Raw genomic sequence first — 1678 nt, 5'->3', positions numbered from 1 at the left:
GCTGTGCTGATTCCATGTCTGCGACAAACTTCTGCTGTTGGAACACCACTTTCCTGTTCCTTGATCATGCTGATGATCTGCTCTTCCGTAAAACGAGAACGCTTCATATCCCACCTCAATGTTAGGTAGAATCCTATCACAAAATGGAGGAAGTTATGGGGAGCAGGTCAAAACGAATGAAGCAGGTTGCACCGCTCTCTTGTGGGCCGTCTCAATTAAGAATGTCTATATCTTTGAGGCACTTGTCGCAGATAAAGCTAACGTACATCAGGAAGATGCCGTTGGTAGAAGTCCCATGATGGTAGCAGCGGTCAAAGGATCTACGTTTATGGCGCAAAAATTGATTGATGCTGATGCAAATGTTAAACAGCAACAATGGGGCGGCAAAAATGAGAAAGACCGAACCGCATTACATTATGCTTCATACAGAGAAAATACTGAAGTCTTGACACTCTTCTTGAAAGCAGGCGCGGATGCACTCCTCTAATGGCTGCCGCACAAGCTGGAAATATAGAAAATGTTCGCTTCTTGAATGATAATGGAGCCGAGGCATTACTCACCAATAAAGCAGGGCTAACGGCCTATCAGATAGTTAAAAAATGGAACAGGAAAGCCTTTCAGGCGCGCAAATGAACTCGGGATCTACATGCCAGATTCACTAAACGAAAGTCAAAGCTTAAGCAACTTGGCGATACCTCACTCATCTTTATGCAACAGAACAGCCAGTCGATACCTAAACGGCAGCAGGCAAAGCCTTCTTCGATATGCTCGGTGTGTTTGCAGAGTTTGAAACCAACCTGCGGCGGGAGCGACAAGCGGAAGGCATTGCGGCGGTAAAAAAACAGAGATGTTTACAAAGGTCGACCGCCACGGATCGATAAGACCGAGATTAAAGCGCGACTTGCCGAGGGCCAGAGTCCAACTGTCATTAGCCCGTGAACTTGGTGTATCGTGCGGATCTGTTTATAAGGTAAAGAACCGATGAGACAATAGCCTTACCATTAAGTAGTTACAAAGAAAAATGTAGATTAAATAACAAGATGAAAACCTATGACAATTAAAAATATTATAAAATCACTATTGATTGTGATATTGATGTATACACTTATATCACTCTCAGTTTATCAATTTCTTTATAGTGTATCTGTTCTAGCTCCAATAGCCGTTTATCTTCTGATTGCTACATCATTAATATTTGCTTTATTTAGTATGTTTAGGTTTTGGACTGCTACTTTAATAGTGTTACTTTCATTGTCACTATCTTTGTATAGCTCACCAACTTTTAGGATAATAAATAATATTAAAATATTTGTGAGCAGTGGAGAAGAACTTCCGAATTCAGGTGAAATAATAAAATGGGGAGGTAATGGAACATTTCAATCTGATTATTTTTTCTACTTATTGAAAATGGAAGAAGTAAATACCGCAGACCTAGAGTCAAATATTAAGAAAAATGCAAATTTTTCTTACTTAATAAATGATCGCTGTCGACTAAATCTTGATCGTCTGAACCGAAACTATCTACTAATTGGAAGCAACTGTTAATGGCAAATCCCACTTTCACTGTCTACGATAGTTCAGGAAGCTGAGGGCCTCTATTAACCACAAGCGTTTTCGAGTGTGTTCTGATTCAATTGTGCTGTCGGCTGGGGAGGCAATCATGTATCGGGCACCAGGG

General features: G+C 40.8%; 4 protein-coding genes and 1 pseudogene. 4 read left to right on the top strand and 1 reads right to left on the bottom strand.

What is annotated here, in order from left to right:
• Positions 1 to 107: transposase (locus BMZ51_RS23595; protein WP_139201442.1), on the bottom strand; the 107-nt coding region annotated here is incomplete at its 3' end.
• An 11-nt stretch (positions 108 to 118) separates the two neighbouring features.
• Between BMZ51_RS23595 and BMZ51_RS23590 the strand changes: the two genes are divergently transcribed.
• The 4 genes and pseudogenes from BMZ51_RS23590 to BMZ51_RS24005 all read left to right on the top strand — a co-directional run bounded on the left by BMZ51_RS23590 (position 119) and on the right by BMZ51_RS24005 (position 1545).
• Positions 119 to 487 carry an ankyrin repeat domain-containing protein gene (locus BMZ51_RS23590; RefSeq protein ID WP_068007028.1) on the top strand — a complete coding sequence of 123 codons (369 nt, stop codon included), beginning with the start codon at positions 119 to 121 and terminating at the stop codon, positions 485 to 487.
• A complete protein-coding gene (locus tag BMZ51_RS24430) occupies positions 487 to 633 on the top strand; it encodes an ankyrin repeat domain-containing protein (RefSeq protein WP_208979642.1) in 147 nt (48 codons plus the stop codon). The genes BMZ51_RS23590 and BMZ51_RS24430 overlap by 1 nt, the downstream gene beginning before the upstream one ends.
• A gap of 68 nt (positions 634 to 701) precedes the next feature.
• Positions 702 to 985 (top strand): annotated as a pseudogene (locus tag BMZ51_RS23580) (recombinase family protein); the annotation flags it as partial.
• 65 nt (positions 986 to 1050) lie between these two features.
• On the top strand, positions 1051 to 1545 hold the full coding sequence (locus BMZ51_RS24005; RefSeq protein WP_139201488.1) for a hypothetical protein: 495 nt from the start codon (positions 1051 to 1053) through the stop codon (positions 1543 to 1545).
• Positions 1546 to 1678: the final 133 nt, after the last annotated feature.

The sequence above is a fragment of the Pseudovibrio axinellae genome (genome assembly GCF_900110875.1).
GTDB lineage: Bacteria > Pseudomonadota > Alphaproteobacteria > Rhizobiales > Stappiaceae > Pseudovibrio > Pseudovibrio axinellae.
The sequence above is the reverse complement of the archived record's forward strand: the minus strand, read 5'-3'. Positions and strand labels throughout refer to the sequence as shown.